The sequence below is a fragment of the Actinomycetospora callitridis genome, assembly GCF_028737265.1.
GTDB classification, from domain to species: domain Bacteria; phylum Actinomycetota; class Actinomycetes; order Mycobacteriales; family Pseudonocardiaceae; genus Actinomycetospora; species Actinomycetospora callitridis.
In genome coordinates this window covers 119,331-141,386 of sequence record NZ_JAQZAK010000011.1, presented here as the reverse complement: position 1 = coordinate 141,386, position 22,056 = coordinate 119,331, and the positions used below count along the sequence as shown (strand labels likewise).

Here is a 22,056-nt window from a genome sequence, read left to right as displayed (position 1 = left end):
GGCCAGGATCCGGGTGTGGGTGGCACCTGGGGCACGGCGGCGCGCGTGCTCGTCGTCGAGGACGAGACGGCGATCCGCGAGTCGGTCGTCGAGGCGCTCGAGGACGCGGGCCTCCGCGCGCTCGGGCGCGGCGACGGCGAGGGCCTCGAGGAGCTGCTGGACGGGTTCCGGCCCGACCTCGTCGTCCTCGACGTCATGCTGCCCGGCCGCGACGGCTTCCGTCTGCTCGGCGTGGTGCGCGAACGCAGCGACGCGGGACTGGTGCTGCTCACCGCCCGCGACGCGCTCGCCGACCGCCTGCACGGCCTCGACGGCGGCGCCGACGACTACGTCGTCAAGCCGTTCCTGCTCGCCGAGCTGGTCTCGCGGGTGCGCGCCGTGCTGCGGCGGAGGGGACGGGTGCCGACGGCCATGACGGTCGGCGACCTCGTCGTCGACGACGAGGCGGGCACCGCGACCCGCGGCGGCGCCGTCCTCGAGCTCACCGCCACCGAGCTGCGCCTGCTGCGCTACCTCGTCGAGCAGCGCGGACGCACCGTCACCAAGAACCAGATCCTCACCCAGGTCTGGGGCTACGACGCCTACGACCCCAACCTCGTCGAGGTCCATGTGAGCGCCCTGCGCCGCAAGCTCGAGGCCCACGGCCCGCGCGTCGTCCACACCGTGCGGGGCCTGGGCTACGCCCTGCGCCCGGTGGCGGGGGAGAGCGCGTGAGCCGCTCCTGGGCTCGGCTGTCGCTGCCCGAGGGCTGGTCGGCGACGCGCTCGCTGCGCTTCCGCGTCACCGCGCTCGTCCTGCTGGTGGTGGCCCTGGCGCTGGTGGTCATCGGGGTCGCCGTCGACCTCTCCCTCGACGCCCAGCTGCGCCGCGACCAGCAGAGCCGCCTCGACGACCGCGCCGCCCGGGCCGGCCTGCTCGTCGCGGCGGGGTCGACGGGCCCGTCGCTGGTCGAGGCCGTCGACGGGCAGGGCATCCGCGCGGTCCTGCTCGACGCCGCGGGACGCCGGGTCGCCGGGTCCGACGAGGACGGTCCCCGGGGACGCGGCCGGCCGGGCGCACCCGACGCGCCGGGCGGGCCCGGTGCACCGGACGGGCCGGTGCCGGTCGCGCCGGGTAGGCCGGACGTCCCGGGCGCGCCGGACGGCCCACGTCCCTCACGCGCCGGACGGGAGGACGTCCGCACGGTCGCCCTGCCCGACGGCTCGCGGCTGGTGCTGGCCGTGGAGCCGGGGGAGAACGACGGCGTCCTCCGGCGGTTGCGCGTGATCATGGTCGGCGTCGGTGGACTCGGGCTCGGTGTCGTGGCCGTCGCCCTGTTCGTCGGCGTGCGGATCGCGCTGCGCCCGCTCGACGACATGACGGTCCTGGCGCGCGACATCGCGGCCGGCGACCGGGGCCGGCGGCTGCGTCCCGAGCGCGCCGACACCGAGCTGGGACGCACGGCCGCCGCCTTCGACGCGATGCTCGACGAGCTCGAGTCCGCCCAGACGCGCGCCGAGGACGCGGCCGGGGAGGCGCGGCGTTCCGAGGTGCGCACCCGGCGGTTCCTCTCGGACGCCGCCCACGAGCTGCGGACGCCGATCGCCGGCGTCCAGACCCTCGCCGAGTCGCTCGTGCGCCACCCCGACGGCGACCTCGATCGCCGCGAGCGCCTCGCCACCACCCTCGTGCGCGAGACGCGGCGGGCCGGGGCGCTGGTCAACGACATGCTCGAGCTCGCGCGGATCGAGGACGGCACCCCGCTCGACCGCCGGCCCGTCGACCTCATCGAGCTGGCCGCCGCCCAGGCCGAGCGGATCGCGCTGCTCGCCCCCGGCCTCGCCGTCGAGGTCGACGGCCCGCCCACCACCGTCGACGCGGACCCCGGACGCGTCACGCAGATCCTCGCCAACCTGCTGGAGAACGCCCGGCGCCACGGGCCGGTCGAGGGCACCGTGCGGATCGCGGTGACCGTCGAGGGCGCGGACGCGGTGCTCGACGTGGCCGACGAGGGCCCGGGGATCCCGCCCGCGGACCGCGAGCGCGTCTTCGACCGCCTGGTCCGCCTCGACGACGCGCGCACCCGCGACGCCGGTGGCGCCGGGCTGGGCCTGCCCATCGCGCGCGCCCTGGCCCGCGCGCACGGCGGGGACCTGCGCGTCGTCGACTCCGAGGTCGGTGCCCGCCTCCGGCTGACCCTGCCGCGCGGGGGCTGACGCGAGGCCTCGGGTGGTGGCAGCGAGGGACGCCCTCGCTGCGTCGGGCGCAGGCGAGGCGTCCCTCGCTCCCAGATCTCAGCCGGCGACGACCAGCGCGGTGGCGTTGTCCGTGAGCCCCGCGGTCTCGGCGAGCCGGACGACGCGGGCCGCGCGCTCGCCGGCGCTGCCGCTCGCGGCGAGGACCGCGGCCATCGAGGACGCCGTGACCGCGCGGTGGACGCCGTCGCTGACGAGCAGGAGGGTCCCCGGGTCGTCCACGACCGCGATCCCGACGTCCCGGGGTCCGACGGTCCGCGCGCTCGTGGTGATGACGTGCTCCAGGTGCGGGTGCGGGGTCAGCCCCAGGGCCCGCACGCGCGCGGCGAACGTGTGGTCGCTGGTCAGCGTGCGCAGGGTGCGCCCGTCCCACGCCAGCGCGCGGCAGTCGCCCACCCACGCCAGGCGCCACCGCGGCTCGCCCGGACCGGGGGCGAGGGCGACGACCGCGGCGGCGTCACCGGGGACGAGGTCCTGCGTGGCCTCCAGCAGGTCGTGGGCGGCGAGCAGCGCGGTGTCGGGCCGGCCCTCGAGGGCCGCGACGCGGACCGCGTGGTCGGCCACGAGGCGCGCGGCGAACCCGGCGTCCTCGGAGTCCCCGACCCCGTCGGCGACCGCGACGGCGAGACGACCCCACGGCGCCCGGTGGGAGGCGACGGCGTCGGCCTGGTGCTGCCGGGGACCGCGATGGGTCGCGTGCCCGACGAGGACGTCGGCGGCGGAGGAGGTGGCGCCGGCCGCGACGGTGCCGGACGGGACGGTGACGGCGGCGGTCATGGACGGGCCCTCTTCGCCGGTGGTCGGCGCCGGTGCTCCGTGCGCCTACCGACCAGGGTGGGCGGGCTCCCTGGGCGCAGCCTGTGCGCGCGATGAGGACCGCGGGTGGGTCGAGCGACCGCGTGTCTCTGGCGAAACGCTGAGATAGCTCTGATGGAGTAGCCAGAAGGGTTTCTCGTCGCTCTCCGTGTTCTATGCTCCTTCTCGTCGGCCGGTCCCCGCTCCGCGCCGATCCGGCCCCGCCGGTCCCCGCGCAGCCCCCGTCGCATCGAGGAGTTCCCATGTCGCAGCAGGCACCGCCGCCCCCCGCCGGCTTCCCGTACCCGCCGATGCCGCAGGGTCCGTCCGGGATGCCCTACGGCGGCCCACCTCCCGGTCCGGGATACGGCGGTTACCCTCCGCCACCGCCCGTGCGCAAGAGCTCGGCCGGCAAGATCATCGGGATCGTGGTCGGGGTGTTCGTCGCGATCCTCGTGGCCCTGTTCGCGCTCGCGATGGTCTTCGGCTCGCCGACGGTCACCGCCGACCAGGTCGAGCAGCAGATCGCCCAGCAGTACGGCGTGGACGCGAGCCAGGTGGACTGCCCCTCGTCGCTGGAGGGCGAGGTGGGCGCGACCATCACGTGCACCGGCACCGACGCGGGCACCACGTCGACGCTGCTCGTGCGGGTGACCGCCGTCCAGGGCGACACCGTGAACTTCGACATCATTCCCCAGTGACGGTCGGGCCGGTGACGATCGGCCGCCGATCCCGGCGGTCATCATGACCGCATGACGCCTCCGTCCCCGTCGCGCCCGTGAGCGCGGCGGGGACGGCGGTGCTCGTCCTGGGCCCGGTGCTCCTCGGGGCGCTCACCCAGCGGGCGACAGGCCTCGGTCTCGCCCTCGTCGGCGCGCCGTTCCTCGTCGCGATCCTGGGTCCCCGCGACGGGGTGTCGTTCGGCAACGCCCTGCAGGTGCTGCTGTGTGCCGTCGTGCTGGCGCGGACCTGGCGCGGGGTCGACCTCCGGTCCGCCGGACTGCTCCTGGCCGGCGCCCTCGTCACGGTCCCGCTCGGCGCCTGGGTGGTCGGCGTGCTGCCCGAGGGGCCGTTGCTCGTCGTGGTCGGTCTGCTCGCCATCGGCGCCGTGGTGGTCTCGCTCGTCCCGCGTCTCGGCGGGTGGATGAACGGCACGCCCGGGGCCGTCGGGGCCGGCGCCGTCGCCGGGTTCGTCAACGCCGCGGCCGGCGTGGGCGGGCCGATGATCTCGGCGTTCGCGCTCGCCCGGCGGTGGAGCACCGACGTCTTCGTGCCGACCGCGCAGCTCGTCCTGCTCGTCATCAACCTGCTCGCGCTCCTGGGCAAGGGCGTCCCCCGCCTCGCCCCCGCGGTCTGGGGTGCCGGCCTCCTGGCGCTGGCCGTGGGGGTTGTCCTGGGCGACGTCGTCCACCGGCGCCTCGACCCCGCCACGGCGCGTCGAGCGGTCGTCGTCCTGGCCCTGACGGGCGGGCTCGCCACCGTCGTCCGGGGTCTGCTCACCCTCTGAGCGCCCTCCGACGACGACCGCTCGGGTGGACAGCGCCCGCCGGGCCGGGGCACAGTGAGGCAGCTACCCGCAGCTTCACCCCCACGAGGCCATGCGGTACTCGTTCCTCGTGGAAGGGGTGGCGCTCATGCGCGCGCCTCGCGACCATCAGTACGACGGCTCGACCGCGCCGGAACCTCGTTGTCCCGACGAGCCGCTCGGGGGCCTCACGATCGCCCCGACGCAGCCACGGCGTGGGCTCGTTCTCGTGCGCGTCATCGGTGAGATCGACATGCTCACCGCCCCTCGCTTCGGCGACGTCGTGCAGAACGCCCTCGTCGCGGTCGCCACGGAGCGGGATCGCGGGGGCGACCCCGCCCTCGACGAACCGTCCCCGCAGGTCGTGTGCGATCTCTCCGGGGTCACGTTCTTCGGCGCCTCCGGGCTCGACGTCATCGCCTCCGCGCAACAGACCGCCGAGGAGCACGAGGTCCGGTTGGTCGTCGTCGCCGACCACCGCACGGTGCGACGCCCCTTCCGCCTCGTCGCCCTCGACCGCCGGGTCCTCCTCACCGCGACCCATCCGGCGATCGGACGGCGCGTGACGGCGGGATCGGCGCGTTGAGCGCGGTGACGTCCCCACGGGCCGGCGGCGGCGGCAACGCCCGCCCCCCGGAGCTGGGTGAGGCGGTACGGGCGGCCCTGGGTGCGCTCGCCGACCTCGCGGTCCCCTCGGCCGCGCTGCGCGACGGCCGGGTCGACCGCATGTTGCGGGCAGCGCTGATGGCTCACGAGTCCGCCTACAACGGCGACGGGCACCGGGCCGGGCTCGACGAGGTCGCCGCCGCGGTGCGGACCGCCTGCGCGCACCTGGCCGTGACCGAGTTCGAGGACGCGTACCTCGCCCTGCGCGCCGCGCTCGACCGGTTGCCGCGGCGGTGGGATCCCGGGGTCGACGGCGCCGCCACGGGTGACGGACAGGGCTGAGCGGCCGCGTCACCTCACCACTGGAAGCCGTGCCCCGCGCCCTGCCGCACCAGCTCGGGCTCGTCGCCGGAGAGGTCGATGACCGTGGTCGGCTCGGTGCCGCACTCGCCGGAGTCGATGACGGCGTCGAGCTGGTTGCCGAGCCGCTCGTGGATGTCGGCCCCGGAGGTCAGCGGCTCCTCGGTGTCGGGCAGGAGCAGCGTCGAGGAGAGCAACGGCTCGCCGAGCTCGGCCAGCAGCGCCTCCGCCACCGGGTGCTCGGGGATGCGGACCCCGACGGTGCGCTTGCGGGGGTGCAGCAGCCGCTTCGGCACCTCCTTGGTCGCCGGCAGGATGAACGTGTAGCAGCCGGGCGTGGCGGCCTTCACCGACCGGAACACCGGGGTGGAGACGCGGACGAACTGGCCGAGCTGGGCGAAGTCGCGGCACACGAGCGTGAAGTGGTGGCGCTCGTCGAGGTGGCGGATCGCGCGGATGCGCTCGAGCCCCTCGCGGTTGCCCAGCGCGCAGCCGAGCGCGAAGCACGAGTCGGTGGGATAGGCGATCAGCCCGCCCTCCCGGAGGAGGTCGACGGTGGCGGTGACCGCCCGTCGCTGCGGGTTGCGGGGATGGACCTCGACGTACCTCGCGCGCGTGGGAGCGGCCATCGCCGCAGGGTAGGTGCGCTGCAGCCCGTTCCGCGACACCCGAGGGCGGTGAGCGGGATGATTGGGCCCCGTATCGGAGGGGCACTCCATCGAGGCTTGTGACCGGATCGAGACCTACGCGGAGCGTGACCGAGACGTCGATACGCCGTCCGGCGCATCGTGGTCACGCTGGAGGAGGAACTCGGATGAGCGCTCACCGCATCCAGGACGAACGCCCCGCTGACGTGGTCCGCCTCGTCGGGCGGGGGGTGGTGGCCACCGCGGCCGCCCTGACCCTCACCGGTGCGGGGGCGGGGCTGGCGCTGGCGACACCCGGCAACGGGCACGGCAACGGGCACGGCAACGGGCACGGCAACGGGCACGGCAACGGGCACGGCAACGGGCACGGCAACGGGCACGGCAACGGGCACGGCAACGGGCACGAGGACGACGACTCGTCGGGCTACTCCGCCCAGGACCCGGCCGACTGCGGCGCCTCCGGTGACGACCTCGTCGGCGGCCTGCTCGGGGACCTGGGCCTCGGGGGATCGAGCGGGCAGGACAGCTCGCAGGACGCCTCGTGCGACACCGGGTCGTCCGAGGGCTCCGAGGCCTCGGGCAGCCAGGACACCGCGTCGGCGAGCGACGGCAGCGCGACGCAGCAGGCCACGGCGCAGCGGCAGTACACGCCGACCAACCCGGCCGACATCCCGCCGCCCCCGGGCGAGACGAAGATCATCGACATCCCGGACCGCTCCGCGTCGTAGCGCGGCGGCCGAACCGGGGTGGGCAGACTGACGTCATGGATCTCGTGGCTCCGTGGCGGATCGACGACGCCCGACACCCCGACGCCGCGGTCGCGGCCCGCGAACGCATCGCCGAGGTCGACGACCACGTCCGTGCGTGGGTCACCCCGGTGCCGTCGGAACCCGCACGTGAGGGTCCGCTCGCCGGCGTCCCGGTGGGCATCAAGGACATCGTCGACGTCGCCGGCGTGCCGACCCGGTGCGGCTCGCGCGCGCTGGTCGACGCGCCGCCGGCCGAGGCGGATGCCGGGATCGTGCGTCTGCTGCGCGCCGCCGGGGCCGTGGTCGTCGGCAAGACCGTGACCACGGAGTTCGCCTACTTCGACCCGGGTCCCACGCGCAACCCGCACGACCCGTCGCGCACGCCCGGCGGGTCCTCGAGCGGGTCCGCGGCCGCAGTGGCCGCGGGTATGGTGCCGCTGGCCGTCGGCACCCAGACCGCGGGATCGGTGGTGCGGCCGGCGTCGTACTGCGGCGTCGCGGGGCTCGCGGTCGCGCGTGGGGTCCTGCCGCACGACGGGGTCGCGCCGCTGGCGCCCGGCCTCGACACGCTCGGGCTGTTCGCCGCGACCGTCGCCGACCTCGCTGTCGCACGGGCCGCGATCGACGGACGGGACGCGGCGCCGGAGACGGCGGACCCGCTGCGCCTGCTGGTCTGGGACGGCACCGCGGTCGCCGACGTCTCCCCGGCGATGCGCGACGCCCTCGCGGCCGCGATCGACCGGCTGCGCGCGGACGGGGCCACCGTCGCCGACCTCGACGTCGACCTCCGCGCGGCCACCACCGACCACCGCACCGTCATGGCCGCCGAGGCCGCGACCACCGTGCCCGAGCTCCCCGGGCTCGGCGAGAACCTCACCGCCCTGGTGGCCGAGGGCCACGCGGTCCCGGACGGCGAGCTGACCGCGGCCCGCGAGCGCTCCGCGGCCACCCGCGAGACGGTGCTCGCGCGTCTCGCCGACGCCGATGCGGTCCTGGCTCCCGGTGCCCTCGGCGTCGCCCCGCCCGGCCTGGACGCCACCGGTGACCCGGTGCTCAGCAGGCCGTGGCACGTGATGGGCCTGCCCGCCCTCGCCGTGCCCGGGCTGCGCGACGCCGACGGCCTGCCCCTGGGCCTGCAGCTCATCGGCCACCCCGACCGCGAGGACGCCCTGCTCGGCGCCGGCCGCCGCCTGGAGTCCCTGCTGCCGTGAGCGATGTTCACGGCTATAGCCGTGAACATCGCTCACATGGGGTGGGGCACCCGCCGTGTACCGCCTTGCGCGCGGGGGAAGAGTGGGGGCCGTGGCGGACCGGGAGACGCGGACGGCGGGGGCGACGCCCACCGGGCCATCCCCTGCCCCGCCCTCCGAGAAGAACTCCGACGACGAGCTCGACGTCGAGTTCCTCGAGGAGTTCGCCGACGAGCTCGACCACCACCACCTGTGGCACCGCGACGGCGAGCGCCACCAGTTCGGCACCGATTCGCCGCTGCTCTCCCCGCGCGTCGCCGCCTGGGTCCGCTACGTCCCGCGCGCGCACCCCGCGGGCTTCGTGCTGGGCACCGCCTTCGGGCTCATCTCGCTGACGCCGTCGCTGATCCCCCGCGACTACCTCTTCCAGGGCCTCGCCACCGGCATCTCCGCCGCCCTGGGCTACGCGATCGGGGTGGCCCTCGCCTGGCTCCTGCGTCGCATGGCGCGCTGGACGCACCTCACCGACCGCCTGGACCGCGCGACCCCCGTGTGGTTCACGCCCGGGGCCTGGCTGGTGCTCGTGGTGACCGCGACGTTCGCCCTGTTCGGCCTGCTCCTCGCGGGCGCGGGCTGGCAGCGGCAGATCGCCGGGCTCATGGGCCTCGAGCAGCCGACGACCGACGGCTGGCTGCGCGCCGGGCCGATCGCGGTGGTCGTGGCGGGGGTCCTCGTCGGTTTCGGACGCGGGGTGCGCTGGCTCGCGGGACGGGTCGCGGAGCTGCTGCGCCGGCGCGTCCACATGCCGCGCCGGGTCGCGACCGTCGCCGCCACGGTGCTCGTGCTGCTGCTCGTCGTCACGGTGCTCGACTCGGTGGTCCTGCGCGGCGGGCTGCGCGTGGCCGACTCCGTCTTCAGCGCCACCAACGACACGCCCTACCCCGGGCTCGCCGCCCCGACCTCGCCGCTGCGCTCCGGCTCGCCCGCCTCGCTCGTGCGCTGGGACACGATCGGCCGCGAGGGCCAGGCCTTCGTCGCGGGCGGGCGCCCGCCCTCCGAGCTCGCCGCCGCCTCCGGGCGCGCCCCGGTGGAGCCGATCCGCGCCTACGTCGGCCTGCTCGCCGCGCCGGGGTCCTCGGAGCGCGCCGCCCTGGCCGTCGCCGAGCTCGAGCGCACCGGGGCGTTCGACCGGTCGGTGCTCGCCGTCGTCACCACCACGGGCACCGGGTGGATCGACACCCCGACCGCCGACTCCCTGGAGATGATCTGGGGCGGGGACACCGCGATCGTCGCCACCCAGTACTCGTACCTGCCGAGCTGGCTGTCGTTCGTCGTCGACCGCACGCGCGCCGAGGCCGAGGGCCGGGCCCTGTTCGACGCCGTGCACGCCCGCGTCGAGCAGATGCCCCCCGACCGGCGGCCGCGGCTGTTCGCGTTCGGCGAGAGCCTCGGCTCCCAGGGCTCCGAGGCCGCCTTCTCGGGTGTCGACGACGCCCGCGCCCAGGCCGACGGGGTGCTCTGGGTGGGCCCGCCGAACTCCAACCGGCTGCACTCCGCCCTGACCGCGCGCCGGGATCCGGGCACGCCGGAGGTCCTCCCGGTCGTCGACGGGGGCCGCGAGGTGCGGTTCGGGGCGACGCCCGAGGACCTCGCGCGCCCGCCCGGCCCGTGGGATGCGCCACGGATCGTCTACCTGCAGCACGCCTCGGACCCGGTGGTGTGGTGGTCTCCGTCACTGCTCTGGGCCCGCCCCGCGTGGCTGGCCGAGCCCAGGGGCCGCGACGTCTCGCCCGCGATGGACTGGTACCCCGTGGTGACGTTCTGGCAGGTCACCATCGATCTGACCAACTCGCTCGGGGTGCCCGACGGCCATGGTCACCAGTACCGCGGCGTGATGGTCGACGGATGGCTCGCCCTGGGTAGCCCCACGGGGTGGACCCTTGCGGACACGGAGCGGGTGGCAGGCATGCTGGGGCTGTGACCGCTCCCCAGCACACGGCCGCCGAGGCGTGCCCCGACCGGGGCGACACGAGCGACGAGGAGGACACCCCCTCCCACTGGCGGCGGCTCGCCCCGCCGGCCGTCGTCGCGGTCCTGCTGCTGGCCTGGAGCAACCTCGTGCTCCCCGCGCTACCCGCCGACGCGGTGCTCAAGGCGCTGTTCAACGTCGGCGGCGTCGCGGCCATGGTCACCGTGGCCCGGCTGCTCGGCCTGTCCTGGGCCGACCTCGGGATCGGACGCGGCACCTGGGGCGCCGGTCTGCGCTGGGGCGGCGCCGCGATCGCCGTCGCGGTGCTCGGCTACGGCGCCGTCCTCGTCGCCGCCCCCGGGCTCCTGGAGAACCCCCAGCTGGCCGGCGCCTCCCCGGGCGCCCTGCTCCTGCGCGGGCTCGTCCTCATCCCGCTCGGCACCGTGCTGGCCGAGGAGCTCGCGTTCCGCGGCGTGCTGCAGGGGCACTCGGTGCGCTCGCTGTCGGCCCGGGTGGCCCTCAGCGTCACCGCCGTCGCGTTCGGCCTCTGGCACCTCACCGTCGCGATGGGCCCCTCCGCCGTCCCGCTGCCGCCGACGCTGCAGTGGACCTCGGTGCTCGCCGTGCTCGCCGTGACCGTCGTCGGCGGGCTCGCGCTCGGCTGGCTGCGCCACCGGACGGGCTCGGTGCTCGCCCCCATCGGGCTGCACCTGGGCACGAACGCGGTCGGTCTCGTCGCCGCGGGTGTCGCGCTCGCGCACTGACGGACGCCGCAGGCGAGACTGTCGCGATGACGGTGGTCGACAACGCGGTGTACGTGAGCGGTACCCGCGACAGGGAACCCGACTCGCTCGACGGCACCCTCGCCGCGCTCCGCGAGCGCGACGGCACGCCCGACGACGACGGCTTCGCCTGGATCGGCCTGCTGCGCCCCGACAAGGCCGAGCTCGACAAGCTGGCGCTCGAGCTCGAGCTGCCGGAGCTGGCCGTCGAGGACGCGGTGCACGCCCACCAGCGGCCCAAGCTCGAGCGCTACGACGACACGGAGTTCGTCGTCCTGCGGCCCGCCTGGTACGTCGACGAGGACGAGGACGTCCAGGTCGGCGAGATCCACGTGTTCCTCGGGCAGGACTTCGTCGTCACCGTGCGCCACGCCGAGACCCCCGACCTGTCCTCGGTGCGCGCCCGCCTCGAGGGTGATCCGGGGCTGCTGGCACTCGGCCCGCGGGCGGTGCTCTACGCGGTGCTCGACCGCATCGTCGACGACTACCAGCCGGTCATCCGCGGGCTGCGCAACGACATCGACCAGATCGAGACCCAGGTCTTCGGCGGTGACCCGAGCGTCTCGCGGCGCATCTACCAGCTCTCGCGCGAGGTCATCGAGCTGCAGCGCTCGGTGGACCCGCTGCGCGAGGTGCTCGACGGGCTCCTGTCCGAGACCGCCGACGACCACGCGCGCGTCGATCTGCACCGCGGGCTGCGCGACGTCGCCGACCACATCGCGCAGACCTCGGAGTCCGCCGACAACTTCCGCCAGCTGCTCGGCAACATCCTGCAGGTCAACGCCGCACTCGTCGGGCAGCGCCAGAACGAGGAGATGCGCAAGCTCTCCGAGACCAGCCTGGCCCAGGGGGAGGAGGTCAAGAAGATCTCCTCCTGGGCGGCCATCCTGTTCACCCCGTCGCTCATCGGGGCGATCTACGGCATGAACTTCGAGCACATGCCCGAGCTCGCCTGGACCCTCGGCTACCCCTTCGCGCTCGGGCTGATGGTGATCGGCTCGCTGACGCTGTTCCTCGTCTTCCGCAAGCGCGGCTGGCTGTGACGACCGAGCGGGCCCGCTCGTTCGGCGCCGCCGCGGACGACTACGACCGGCTGCGGCCCGCGCCGGCCGCCGAGGCCCTGCGGTGGCTGGTGCCGTCCCCGCAGAGCCGCGTGCTCGACCTCGCCGCGGGCACGGGGCTGGTGACCCGCGCGCTCGCCGCCGAGGGCGTGCACGGCGTCGTCGCGGTCGAGCCCGACGACGCCATGCGGGCCGTGCTCACCGCGCGCAGCCCCGGGGTGCGGGCCCTGGCCGGCACGGCCGAGGACATCCCGCTGCCGGACGGGTCGGTGGACGTCGTGCTGGCGGCGTCGGCGTGGCACTGGTTCGACGCCGAGCGGGCCGCGACCGAGATCGCGCGGGTGCTGCGGCCGGGGGGTGTGCTCGGCCTGATGTGGAGCTACTCCGACCCCGACACCGACTGGGTCGCGGACCTGCGCCGGATCGGGCGGGCCGAGGCGCAGGGGTCGGCGTCGCTGGTGCGGTCGGGGCTCTCGCTGGAGATGCCGGCCGGGGCGCCGTTCGGCACCGGCGAATCGCGGGTCTTCCGGCGCTCGGCGTGGATGGCGGCGCAGGACGTGGCCGCGATGCTCGGGACGTACTCGAGCGTGCTCACGCTGCCCGCGGCCGAGCGCCGTGACGTGCAGCGACGGGCCCGGGCCCTCCTCACCGAGCGGGTGGGCAACGACCCGGTGCGCGTGCCCTTCGTGACCGGGGCGTTCCGGACGTTGCGCTCATGAGGTGATCGCCTCTCGACTCGGGGCCCGGAGCGAGGTTAGCCTGCCCTCACAGAAGCGAGGAGGCTGCCGTGACGTTGCGTTTGCCCACGGGTGAGGTGACCGTGCTGCTCGGCGAGCAGATCGTGCGCCGCCGGCTCATGGACATGCTCGACGACTCGTCCGCGCGCGAGGACACGGGGCGGCCGGCGACGGTGCACCGGGTCGGTGCGGGCGCGTCGGAGGGTGTCGCGACGCGCCGCCGGCGTCTCGAGGACGCCGGCGGCGTCGACGGGGCCGCGATCGTGCTCGTCGACCACATCACCGACGGCCTCGACGCCGCGGGGAGGCGCGCCGTGCTCGGCGCGCTCGCGACGGTGGCCGCGCGGGGTGCTGCGGTGCTGGTGGACGACGGTGACTGCGTGGCCGCCCTGGCGATGGCGGACGGCACGCTGCGCGCCGACCCCGTGCGGGGGCTCGTCCTCGAGCCCGCCAGCGGGTCGGCCGCGCCGCTGGAGGAGCTCTACCGGGCCTCGTAGGTCAGGCAGTCGGCGACGTCCGAGCCCTGGCCGATCTCGACCGACGGCGCGGTGCACTCGAGCTTGTCGTTGAACTTGCACTCCGAGCGGTGGCAGGCGCCCACGACACCGTTGCGGTCGAGGCCGCCGCGGAAGGAGATCTCGACGAAGGTGCCGCACTTGGCGGTGTCGCCGGCGATGGTGATCGCACCGGCGTGGCAGGTCTTGCTGTCGTTGTAGGAGCAGGCGGTCACCGAACAGGCCTGGACCGTGGGCATGTCCTGGGTCGAAGTCATGACCATGATGGTGGCGTCCCCGCAGGAGCCGTCGCCACGCAGCGAAGGCTGCCCTGATCAGGGCGAATGCCCCGTCCGGCACACGCCGACCTGGGGCGACGGAGACGACACCCGCGACAGGCGGGCATTCCTGTGAGGCACATCACGTTGCGCGGTACCCGTACGGGCGTCGCGCGGTGAGGGTGCGCTGTCCTCAGTTGCTCCCTTGATCGGTGATCGGACGCTGGGGACTTCCCAGGACGCATCGGGCGGGCCACGGTGGATCACTCCACCACCGCCCGTCGACGGGAGCACCGCCCGTGACCGACACCGCCCCGCCCGCCCAGCGCACCACGCACGTCGGCCAGAGCCTCCCGCGTCGCGAGGACGCGGCGCTGCTCACCGGCCGCGGCACCTGGACCGACGACATCGCCCCGCTCGGCGCGGTGCACCTCGCCCTGGTGCGCAGCCCCGTCGCGCACGCCCGGATCACCGCCGTCGACACGACCGGCGCGCGGGAGCACCCGGGCGTCGTCGCCGTCCTCACCGGCGAGGATCTCGCCGACGACTTCGTGGCCGGCATCCCCACCGGGTGGCCGGTCACCGAGGACATCCTCGTGCCCGACCACCGGCCGCTGGCCCACTCCGAGGTCAAGCACGTCGGGGACGCCGTCGCGGTCGTCGTCGCGGGCGACGCCGCGACGGCGCGGGACGCCGCCGAGCTGGTGGTCGTGGACTACGACGAGCTGCCCGCCGCGGTCGACCTGGAGGCCGCGCTCGCGCCCGGTGCCCCGCTCGTGCACGAGGACTTCGGCACGAACCACTGCTACACCTGGCCGCTCGCCGTCGGCGACGTCGACGCGGCGTTCGCCGAGGCCGACGTGGTCGTCGAGGGCCGCTACGTGCAGCAGCGCGTGATCCCCTCGCCGATGGAGACCCGCGCGGTCGTCGTCACGCCCGATGCCGTCGGCGGCGGCTTCACCCTCCACACCTCGACGCAGGTGCCGCACTTCGTGCGCGACATCCTCGCCGCGATCTGCGGCATCTCCGACACCAAGCTGCGCGTCGTCGCCCCGGACGTCGGCGGCGGCTTCGGCGCGAAGCTCAACGTGTACGCCGAGGAGGCCCTGGCGCTGGTCCTGGCGCGGCGGCTCAAGCGGCCGGTGAAGTGGACCGAGACCCGCTCGGAGCACCACGTCGCGACCACCCACGGGCGTGGGCAGGTCCAGTACATGACGATCGGCGCCACGCGCGAGGGGAAGATCCTCGGTATGCGGATCCGCCTCGTCGCGGACATGGGCGCCTACCTGCAGCTGCTGACCCCGGGCATCGCCGTCTTCGGGGCGTTCACCTACTGCGGGCTCTACGACTTCGGGGCCTACGACTTCTCGTGCCAGGGCGTCTTCACCAACCTCACGCCCACCGACGCCTACCGGGGCGCCGGGCGCTCCGAGGCGGCGTACGCCCACGAGCGGATCCTCGACGACCTCGCCCGCGCCCTGGAGATGGACCCGGCGGAGCTGCGGCTGCGCAACCTCCACCCGGCGTTCGCCGAGCCGCGCACGGTGCCCTCGGGTGTCCAGTACGACTCCGGGGACTACGAGCCCTGCATGCGTCGCGCCCTCGAGCTGGTGGACTACGAGGGTCTGCGCGCCGAGCAGGCGCGGCGCCGGGCCGCAGGCGACACCGTCGAGCTCGGCATCGGGATCGGGAACTTCACCGAGTCCGGCGGCCTCTCGCCCTCGAAGGTCGCCGCAGGCGTGCGGCTGCAGAGCGGCGGCTGGGAGGCGGCGACGGTGCGGATGACCACCGCCGGGCGTGCCGAGGTCGTCACGGGCACGAGCCCGCACGGACAGGGCCACGAGACGGCGTGGGCCCAGATCACCGCCGACAGCCTCGGCATCGATCCCGCCGACGTCGAGGTGTTCCACGGCGACACGATGGTCGCGCCGTTCGGGCGCGACACCTACGGCTCGCGCAGCCTCGCCGTCGGGGGCACCGCGGTGTTCGGGGCGGCCGAGAAGGTGGTGGCCAAGGCCAGGCTGATCGCCGCGCACCTGCTCGAGGCCAGCGAGACGGACCTCCAGTTCGTCGACGGCACGTTCTCCGTGGCCGGCACCTCCGGGCCGTCGATCACGATCCAGGAGATCGCCGGCGCGGCGTCGCTGGCCGCCGACCTGCCCGAGGGCATGGAGCCCAACCTCACCGCCGACTACCACTTCGACCCGCCGAACTTCACGTGGCCGTTCGGCACGCACATCTGCGTCGTCGAGGTCGACACCGAGACCGGGATGACCACCGTGCGGCGCTTCGTCGCGGTCGACGACTGCGGGCGGATCGTCAACCCCCAGATCGTCGACGGGCAGCTGCACGGCGGGATCGCCCAGGGCATCGCGCAGGCGCTCTACGAGCACGCCACGTTCGACGAGGACGGCCAGCCGACGGCCGCGACGCTCGCCGACTACGCCGTGCCCGCCGCGAGCGACCTGCCGTCGTTCGACCTGGACCAGACCGTCACCCTGTCGCCCACCAACCCGCTGGGCGCCAAGGGGATCGGGGAGTCCGGGGCGATCGGCTCGTCGCCCGCCGTGGTGAACGCGGCGATCGACGCGCTCGCCGCCCGAGGCGTCACGCACCTCGACATGCCGCTGACCCCGCAGCGGGTCTGGCGCGCCCTCGACGGGGCCGCCAAGGTGACCACATGACCGCCACGGAGGCCGAGACGGAGACCCGCTACGACCACGGCGGCGACGAGTTCGTCTACGTCGAGCTGTCCGCGGCGATGAGCCTGCCGGTGCACTTCCGGTCGCTGGCGATCACCCGGCGGCTGGCCGAGGAGGCGATCCCGGGCGTCGAGGAGATCGCGCCGTCGAACGCGTCGTACATGGTGCGCGTCGACCCGGACCGGCTGCACCCGCGCGACCTCGTCCGCGAGCTGAAACGCATCGAGGGTGAGGTCGGCGAGCTCTCCGACGACCTCACCGTGGCGTCGCGGATCATCGACGTCCCGATCATGCTGAACGACCCGTGGACCCACGAGGTCCTCATGAAGTTCCGCGACCGCCACCAGGACCCGAACGGCACCGACCTCGACTACGGGGCCCGGATCAACGGCTACAGCTCGACCGAGGACTTCATCGACGCGCTCGCCGCGTCGCCGTACCTGGTGACGATGATGGGGTTCGTCCCCGGGCTGCCGTGGTGCTTCCAGCTGGTGCCCCGCGAGCGGCAGGTCGAGGTGCCCAAGTACGTCCGCCCGCGCACCGAGACCCCGGAGCGGGCGTTCGGGTTCGGCGGCGCGTTCGCGGTGATCTACCCGGTGAAGGGTGCGGGCGGCTACCAGCTCTTCGGCTCGGCGCCCGCGCCGATCTTCGACGGCGAGCAGCGCCTGCCGGACTTCGCCGAGAACGACTCGGTGGTGTTCTTCAAGCACGGAGACGTGATCAACTACCGGCGCGTCGACCGCGAGGAGTACGACGACGTCCGCGCGCAGGTCGACGCGGGCACCTGGCGGTACTCGTACAAGGAGCTCGAGTTCTCGCCGAGCCGGTTCCTCGCCGACCCCGACGGCACCAACGCGGCGATGAAGGAGGTGCTGTACGGGTGAGTATCCGCGTGCAGGACCCGGGTCTGGAGACGACGGTCCAGGACACCGGGCGGCTCGGCTACTACAGCATCGGCTTCCCGCCCTCGGGCGCACTCGACTCGTTCGCCTACCACGTCGGCAACGCCCTGGTCGGCAACGAGCCGGGCGCCGCGGGGCTGGAGGCGGTCTACCTCGGCCCGACGCTGGAGTTCACCGTCGACACCGTCATCGCGGTGACCGGCGCGGACATCCCGGCGTTCGTGGACGGCCAGGAGATCCCCCTCTGGGAGTCGGTGGCGGTGTCGGCGGGCTCGGTGCTGTCGTTCGGTCAGCTCCGCGGCGGGGCGCGGCCCTACATCGCCGTCGCCGGCGGGGTCGACGTGCCGCTGTACTACGGCAGCCGCTCGACCTACACGCTCGTGGGGATCGGCGGCTTCGAGGGACGCGCGCTGAGGGCCGGCGACGAGCTGGCGATCGGCTCCGACGCGCGGGACCCCCGGGCGGGACGGCGGGTGGACGCCTCCGACGTGCCGGTGCACCCGTCGACCGCCGAGGTGCACCTGCTCGTCGGCCTGCACAGCTACCGGCTCACCGAGGACAGCCTCGCGCGGTTCACCGACACCGAGTGGAAGGTGACCCCGGACGCCAACCGGGTCGGCTACCGCTTCCGGGGTGCCGAGCTGGAGTTCGTGCCCCGCGAGCAGCCGTTCGGCGCCGGGAGCGACCCCGCCAACGTCACCGACTGCGGCTACCCGGTCGGGTCGGTGCAGGTGCCCGGCGGCGTCGAGCCGATCGTGCTGCTGCAGGACGCGGTCACCGGGGGCGGCTACGCGACGCTCGGCACCGTCGTGTCCGTCGACCGCGACCGGCTGGCCCAGACCAAGACCGGCGACAGGACGCGCTTCGTGCCCGTCGACCTCGACGGCGCGCTGGAGGTCCGCAAGGACCGCCTCGGCGCGCTCGACCGCATCCGTTCCGCGCTCGCCTGACCGATCCTCGAGGAGGCACGTCCGTGGGCAGCCACACCATCACGTCCCGCACGCCCGGCGTCTTCTACCACCGGCCCTCACCCGACGCGGACCCCTACGTCACGGAGGGGGCGTCCGTCAGCGAGGGCGACACGGTGGGTCTCGTCGAGGTCATGAAGACCTTCCACGAGGTGAAGGCCGACGCCGCGGGCACCGTGTCGAAGTTCCTCGTCGAGAACGAGGACGAGGTGACCATCGGCCAGGACCTGGTCGAGCTGGAGACGTGAGCCTGCGAAGCGTCCTGGTCGCCAACCGCGGAGAGATCGCGCTGCGGGTCGTGCGGGCCTGCCGGGAGCTGGGCATCCGGTCGGTCGCCGTGTACTCCGACGCCGACGCGTCCGCCGCGCACGTCCGGCACGCCGACGACGCGGTGCACATCGGCAAGTCGTCGGCGTCGAAGAGCTACCTCAACGCCGACGCGGTGCTCGAGGCGGCGCGCTCGGCCGGGGTCGACGCGGTGCACCCCGGCTACGGCTTCCTCTCCGAGCGGCCGTCGTTCGCCGCGGCCGTCGAGGAGGCGGGGCTGACGTTCGTCGGCCCGCCGTCGTCGGTGATCGCGACGATGGGGGACAAGGCGGCGGCGCGGGCGGTGGCGCGCTCGGCGGACGTGCCGGTGGTGCCGGGCAGCGACGAGGTCTCCTCGGCCGACTACGCCGTCGCCGCGGCCGAGGAGGTCGGCTACCCGGTGCTCGTCAAGGCCTCGGCCGGCGGCGGGGGACGGGGCATCCGGCCGGCCGCGTCGGCCGGCGAGCTGCGCACCGTGGTGGTCGAGGCCCAGCGCGAGGCGTCGTCGGCGTTCGGGTCGGACAAGGTGTACCTCGAGCGGGCGCTGCAGGGGCCGCGCCACGTCGAGGTGCAGGTGCTCGCCGACACCCACGGCTCCGTCGTGCACTGCTTCGAGCGGGAGTGCTCGCTGCAGCGGCGCCGGCAGAAGATCCTGGAGGAGGCGCCGGCGCCCGGGCTCTCCTCGGAGCTGCGGTCGGCGTTGTGCGACGCGGCCGTGCGGCTGTCGTCGCAGGTCGGCTACGTCGGCGCGGGCACGGTGGAGTTCCTCGTCGAGGGCGAGGAGTTCTTCTTCATCGAGATGAACACGCGCATCCAGGTCGAGCACCCGGTCACCGAGTGGATCACCGGGCTCGACCTCGTCGCGGAGCAGCTGCGCATCGCGGGCGGGGAGCCGCTGTCGGTGGCCCAGGACGACATCGTCCGCCGGGGCGCGTCGATCGAGTTCCGGGTCAACGCCGAGGACCCCGACCAGGACTTCCTGCCCTCGCCCGGCGAGGTGACCGGCCTCGAGCTGCCGGGTGGGCCCGGCGTCCGCGTCGACACCGCCCTCATGGCCGGCGACGTCGTCCCGCCGTTCTACGACTCGCTGGTGGCGAAGCTCGCGGTCTGGGCGCCGACGCGCGAGCAGGCCCTGGCCCGCGGCCGCCGCGCCCTCGCCGAGTACCGCGTCGAGGGCCTGCCGACCACCATCGGCCTGCACCGGCGCCTGCTCGACGAGCCCGCCGTCGTCGACGGCACCTACGACATCACGACGCTGGAGACGTGGTTGGCGGGCCCGTCCTGATGCAGCGAACGCGCTGTTCGCTGCTTCTACGCGCACGAACTCCCCGTTCGCGGACTGCCTCGGCGCCGCGGGCGACCCGGGCATGAGCCCGCCGGTCGACGTGCTCGACTCCGGGTCGGGGCCGCCGGTGGTGCTCCTGCACAGCTCGGTGAGCGGGAACCGGCAGTGGAATGCGCTGACCGCCGAGCTCCGGGACCGCCACCGCGTGCTGGCGATCAACCTCCTCGGCTACGGCGCCACGCCGCCGTGGCCCGGCGACCGGCCTCAACGGCTCACCGACCAGGCCGCGCTCGTCCACGCGGTGCTCGACGACGTCGACGGCCCGGTCGCGCTCGTCGGCCACTCCTTCGGCGGGGCGGTGGCGATGCGCGCGGCCGTCGAGCTCGGCGACCGCGTCGGCACGCTCGTCCTGCTCGAGCCCAACCCCGTCGCGCTGCTCGCCCGCGCCGGGCGCGCCGACGCCTTCGCCGAGGCCTGCGAGCTGCGCGACCACGTCCAGGGCCGCGGCGACGCCGGCGCGTGGGACGAGGTCGCCCCGCGCTTCGCCGACTACTGGCTCGGCGACGGCTCCTGGGACGCGATGGCCGACCACCGACGCGCCGCGTTCGTCGCCGCCCTGCCGCCCAACCGCCACGAGTGGGACGCGGTGACGGACCCGGACCTGACGCTCGACGAGGTCGCGCCGACCGGTGTGCCGACGCTCCTCGTCCACGACCCCGCGACGCGTCGTCCCCTCCGCGAGGTCGTCGAGGTGCTCCGGCACGAACGCCCGGACTGGCGCTTCCACGCCCTCCCCGAGGGCGGCCACATGGCACCGCTGGTGCGCCCGGACCTGGTGAACCCGGTGATCGCGGACTTCCTCGGTCAGCCCCGCAGCAGCTGAGTCGCCGGCACGCGCTCGACGCCCAGGGAGTCGAAGCGCCGACGGAGGGCCTCGACGATCTCGACGGCGTTGGGGCGGTCGCCGTGCAGGCAGATCGTGTCCACCTCGACGTCGAGGTGCTTGCCCGTCGTCGAGGTCACGTGCCCCTCGAGGAGGTCGACGGCCTGCTGGGCGACGGCGTCGGGATCCTTCGCCTTGGGCTCGGGCTCGACGATGATGTGGCCCTCGTCGTTGTACTCGAGGTCGGCGAAGCCCTCGCGGGCCACGGTCGCGCCGAGCGAGCGGGCGAGGTCGGCCGTCGGCCCGGCCAGCCAGAAGATCATGAGGTTCGGGTCGAGGCGCAGCACCGCCTCCGTGATCGCGGTGGTGATCTCGGGGTCGGTCAGCGCCATGCCGTACAGCGCGCCGTGGGGCTTGACGTGCACGACCTCGGCGCCCTCCGCGCGAGCCGTCGCCTGCAGTGCACCGGTCTGGTAGAGCACGAGCTGGGCGGCCTCGTCCGGGCGCAGCGCCATGCGCCGGCGCCCGAAGCCGACGAGGTCGGGCAGCCCGGGGTGGGCGCCGATCGCGGTGTCGGTGGCGACGGCCGTGCGCACCGAGTCGCGCATGGTCACCGGATCGCTGGCGTGGTACCCGCAGGCGACGTTCACCGAGGTCACGTGGCCCATGAGCTCGGTGTCGTGACCGAGCTTCCAGCGCCCGAGGCTCTCCCCGGCGTCGGCGTTGAGGTCGACGCGTGTCTGCATGGGCACAGTGTCCGCTCAGAACGCGCCGGCGTGAACCTCCGCCCACTGACGGAACGTCCGCGCCGGGCGCCCGAGGAGATCGGGGACGGTGGTCGTCACCCGGCTGTCGTCGTACTCGCCGCCGCGGAAGAAGCGGAAGAAGGCGTCGACGTACGCGGCCGGCATCACCGACCCGAGACGCGCCCGCGCCTCGTCGTCCGGCTCGGGCTCCAGACGCAGGTCGCGCCCGAGGACATCCCCGAGCACCGCCAGCCGGTCGGCCGGGAGCGTCGCCTCGGGCCCGGTGAGCCGCAGGCTCCGTCCCTCGAGCCCCGGGTCGATGAGCGCACGGGCGGCGACGGCACCGATGTCGGCCGGGTCGATGACGGCGACCGGGACGTCGGCGAAGGGCTCGCGGACGACGTCGGCGAGCGGCGCCCACTGCAGCGCGTTCGACATGAACCCGCTCGGGCGCAGCACCGTGCACCCGAGGCCCGAGTCGCGCACGGCGGCCTCGGAGACGAGGTTGAACCGGGTCACCGCGTTGTCGACGTCGCCGCCGACCACCGCGCCGGTCGAGAGCAGCACGACCCGACGCACCCCGGCCGCCCGCATGTCGGCGAGCAGGCCCGGGACGTCGGGGTGGCCTGCGGGCAGGAACACGGCGTCGACGCCGCGCCAGACGTCCGCCACCGAGGTGCGGTCACCCAGGTCGCCGGCCACCGGGACGGCCCCTTCGACGGGCGTGCCCCGGCGCGAGAGCGCCCGGACCTCGCCCGCGCCGGCGATCGCCCGCACCACCTCGCCGCCCACGTTCCCGGTCGCGCCGGCCACCAGGACGGTCGTCATCGGCCCTCC

Annotated in this window: 24 protein-coding genes; 19 read left to right on the top strand and 5 right to left on the bottom strand. The window is 74.7% G+C overall.

The annotated features are described in order from the left end of the window. The first annotated feature begins 15 nt into the window (after positions 1-15). Together PH191_RS25985 and PH191_RS25980 are read left to right on the top strand one after the other, a co-directional pair. The gene (locus PH191_RS25985) at positions 16-714 is read left to right on the top strand and encodes a response regulator transcription factor (RefSeq protein ID WP_274197530.1); all 699 of its coding nucleotides are present in this window, start codon (positions 16-18) and stop codon (positions 712-714) included. Beyond that, positions 711-2,195 carry a sensor histidine kinase gene (locus PH191_RS25980; protein ID WP_274197529.1) on the top strand — a complete coding sequence of 495 codons (1,485 nt, stop codon included), beginning with the start codon at positions 711-713 and terminating at the stop codon, positions 2,193-2,195. Before PH191_RS25985 ends, PH191_RS25980 begins: the two co-directional genes overlap by 4 nt. A gap of 78 nt (positions 2,196-2,273) precedes the next feature. On the opposite strand, the gene PH191_RS25975 is transcribed toward PH191_RS25980, so the two are convergent. Then, positions 2,274-3,011, bottom strand: coding sequence for a PP2C family protein-serine/threonine phosphatase (locus PH191_RS25975; protein WP_274197528.1), 738 nt, complete (start codon positions 3,009-3,011; stop codon positions 2,274-2,276). Positions 3,012-3,292: 281 nt separating this feature from the next. On the opposite strand from PH191_RS25975, the gene PH191_RS25970 reads away from it, so the two are divergent. The 4 genes from PH191_RS25970 to PH191_RS25955 all read left to right on the top strand — a co-directional run bounded on the left by PH191_RS25970 (position 3,293) and on the right by PH191_RS25955 (position 5,502). Then, positions 3,293-3,730: a DUF4333 domain-containing protein gene (locus PH191_RS25970; RefSeq protein ID WP_274197527.1), complete on the top strand. Its 438-nt coding sequence runs from the start codon at positions 3,293-3,295 to the stop codon at positions 3,728-3,730. A 77-nt stretch (positions 3,731-3,807) separates the two neighbouring features. After that, positions 3,808-4,536, top strand: coding sequence for a sulfite exporter TauE/SafE family protein (locus tag PH191_RS25965; protein ID WP_274197526.1), 729 nt, complete (start codon positions 3,808-3,810; stop codon positions 4,534-4,536). Between the two features lie 91 nt (positions 4,537-4,627). Further along, complete coding sequence (locus PH191_RS25960; protein WP_337994100.1) at positions 4,628-5,140, top strand: STAS domain-containing protein; 513 nt, start codon at positions 4,628-4,630, stop codon at positions 5,138-5,140. Then, positions 5,137-5,502, top strand: coding sequence for a hypothetical protein (locus PH191_RS25955; protein WP_274197524.1), 366 nt, complete (start codon positions 5,137-5,139; stop codon positions 5,500-5,502). The genes PH191_RS25960 and PH191_RS25955 overlap by 4 nt, the downstream gene beginning before the upstream one ends. 14 nt (positions 5,503-5,516) lie before the next feature. Here the strand turns inward: PH191_RS25955 and PH191_RS25950 are convergent, their stop codons facing one another. Continuing rightward, positions 5,517-6,149, bottom strand: coding sequence for an L-threonylcarbamoyladenylate synthase (locus tag PH191_RS25950; protein ID WP_274197523.1), 633 nt, complete (start codon positions 6,147-6,149; stop codon positions 5,517-5,519). A gap of 185 nt (positions 6,150-6,334) precedes the next feature. Between PH191_RS25950 and PH191_RS25945 the strand changes: the two genes are divergently transcribed. The 7 genes from PH191_RS25945 (at position 6,335) to PH191_RS25915 (ending at position 13,152) form a co-directional block, all read left to right on the top strand. After that, complete coding sequence (locus tag PH191_RS25945; RefSeq protein WP_274197522.1) at positions 6,335-6,895, top strand: hypothetical protein; 561 nt, start codon at positions 6,335-6,337, stop codon at positions 6,893-6,895. 35 nt (positions 6,896-6,930) lie between these two features. Beyond that, on the top strand, positions 6,931-8,127 hold the full coding sequence (locus PH191_RS25940; protein ID WP_274197521.1) for an amidase: 1,197 nt from the start codon (positions 6,931-6,933) through the stop codon (positions 8,125-8,127). Between the two features lie 91 nt (positions 8,128-8,218). Then, complete coding sequence (locus tag PH191_RS25935) at positions 8,219-10,087, top strand: alpha/beta hydrolase (RefSeq protein WP_274197520.1); 1,869 nt, start codon at positions 8,219-8,221, stop codon at positions 10,085-10,087. Continuing rightward, positions 10,084-10,839, top strand: coding sequence for a CPBP family intramembrane glutamic endopeptidase (locus tag PH191_RS25930; protein WP_274197519.1), 756 nt, complete (start codon positions 10,084-10,086; stop codon positions 10,837-10,839). The genes PH191_RS25935 and PH191_RS25930 overlap by 4 nt, the downstream gene beginning before the upstream one ends. Before the next feature lie 26 nt (positions 10,840-10,865). Further along, positions 10,866-11,900: a magnesium and cobalt transport protein CorA gene (locus PH191_RS25925; protein WP_274197518.1), complete on the top strand. Its 1,035-nt coding sequence runs from the start codon at positions 10,866-10,868 to the stop codon at positions 11,898-11,900. Further along, on the top strand, positions 11,897-12,637 hold the full coding sequence (locus tag PH191_RS25920; RefSeq protein ID WP_274197517.1) for a class I SAM-dependent methyltransferase: 741 nt from the start codon (positions 11,897-11,899) through the stop codon (positions 12,635-12,637). Before PH191_RS25925 ends, PH191_RS25920 begins: the two co-directional genes overlap by 4 nt. A gap of 68 nt (positions 12,638-12,705) precedes the next feature. Beyond that, the gene (locus PH191_RS25915) at positions 12,706-13,152 is read left to right on the top strand and encodes a P-loop NTPase family protein (protein WP_274197516.1); all 447 of its coding nucleotides are present in this window, start codon (positions 12,706-12,708) and stop codon (positions 13,150-13,152) included. Here the strand turns inward: PH191_RS25915 and PH191_RS25910 are convergent. After that, positions 13,137-13,427, bottom strand: a complete 291-nt coding sequence (locus tag PH191_RS25910; RefSeq protein ID WP_274197515.1) for a DUF1540 domain-containing protein — start codon at positions 13,425-13,427, stop codon at positions 13,137-13,139. The two genes, PH191_RS25915 and PH191_RS25910, sit on opposite strands and share 16 nt — an antisense overlap. Before the next feature lie 299 nt (positions 13,428-13,726). On the opposite strand from PH191_RS25910, the gene PH191_RS25905 reads away from it, so the two are divergent. The 6 genes from PH191_RS25905 to PH191_RS25880 all read left to right on the top strand — a co-directional run bounded on the left by PH191_RS25905 (position 13,727) and on the right by PH191_RS25880 (position 20,473). Next, positions 13,727-16,111: a xanthine dehydrogenase family protein molybdopterin-binding subunit gene (locus tag PH191_RS25905; protein WP_274197514.1), complete on the top strand. Its 2,385-nt coding sequence runs from the start codon at positions 13,727-13,729 to the stop codon at positions 16,109-16,111. Then, positions 16,108-17,013, top strand: coding sequence for a 5-oxoprolinase subunit B family protein (locus PH191_RS25900; RefSeq protein WP_274197513.1), 906 nt, complete (start codon positions 16,108-16,110; stop codon positions 17,011-17,013). Before PH191_RS25905 ends, PH191_RS25900 begins: the two co-directional genes overlap by 4 nt. Continuing rightward, entirely contained in the window at positions 17,010-17,981 is a 972-nt protein-coding gene (locus PH191_RS25895) for a 5-oxoprolinase subunit C family protein (protein ID WP_274197512.1), read from the top strand. The genes PH191_RS25900 and PH191_RS25895 overlap by 4 nt, the downstream gene beginning before the upstream one ends. 23 nt (positions 17,982-18,004) lie before the next feature. Further along, entirely contained in the window at positions 18,005-18,247 is a 243-nt protein-coding gene (locus PH191_RS25890) for an acetyl-CoA carboxylase (RefSeq protein WP_274197511.1), read from the top strand. After that, a complete protein-coding gene (locus PH191_RS25885) occupies positions 18,244-19,590 on the top strand; it encodes an acetyl-CoA carboxylase biotin carboxylase subunit (RefSeq protein WP_274197510.1) in 1,347 nt (448 codons plus the stop codon). Before PH191_RS25890 ends, PH191_RS25885 begins: the two co-directional genes overlap by 4 nt. A gap of 82 nt (positions 19,591-19,672) precedes the next feature. Next, entirely contained in the window at positions 19,673-20,473 is an 801-nt protein-coding gene (locus tag PH191_RS25880) for an alpha/beta fold hydrolase (RefSeq protein ID WP_274197509.1), read from the top strand. On the opposite strand, the gene PH191_RS25875 is transcribed toward PH191_RS25880, so the two are convergent. Beyond that, the gene (locus PH191_RS25875) at positions 20,455-21,219 is read right to left on the bottom strand and encodes a LamB/YcsF family protein (RefSeq protein ID WP_274197508.1); all 765 of its coding nucleotides are present in this window, start codon (positions 21,217-21,219) and stop codon (positions 20,455-20,457) included. The two genes, PH191_RS25880 and PH191_RS25875, sit on opposite strands and share 19 nt — an antisense overlap. A 15-nt stretch (positions 21,220-21,234) precedes the next feature. Then, positions 21,235-22,047, bottom strand: a complete 813-nt coding sequence (locus PH191_RS25870; RefSeq protein ID WP_274197507.1) for an NAD(P)H-binding protein — start codon at positions 22,045-22,047, stop codon at positions 21,235-21,237. Positions 22,048-22,056: the final 9 nt, after the last annotated feature.